This window comes from Bacillus cereus group sp. BfR-BA-01441 (assembly GCF_022663075.1).
Classification (GTDB): Bacteria; Bacillota; Bacilli; order Bacillales; family Bacillaceae_G; genus Bacillus_A; species Bacillus_A cereus.
Map to the genome: position 1 here is coordinate 1 of NZ_JAKUEU010000313.1, position 298 is coordinate 298.

Below are 298 nucleotides of genomic sequence, written 5' to 3' on the forward strand. Positions count from 1 at the left end.
AATAACAGCTGTCCCGCTAAATCCTGCGTTTTGTAAATACTGGTCCAATTGAGCGTTTTCATTAATTTCTTGAGGTGGTCCTTCAGCAGGTTTCTCCGCTGCTTGCGCTTGCTTCATTTGTTCTTCCTGCTCTTTTTGTTTTTGCTTCTGTACTTCTTGTTTCTTTTTTTCTTCTTTCTTTTTTAACTCTTCTTGTTTCTTCATTTCTGCTGCCGCTTTTAAAGTTTCTTCTTTCTTATTATGCGCAACAATTTTTGTATACATGAAATATACAAGTGATAATAGTAAGACGAGAATG

The 298-nt window shown here is 35.6% G+C and carries 1 pseudogene; it reads right to left on the reverse strand.

Annotated features, from left to right (window positions below):
• Positions 1–298, reverse strand: a pseudogene (locus MR107_RS30665) (serine hydrolase domain-containing protein); the annotation flags it as partial.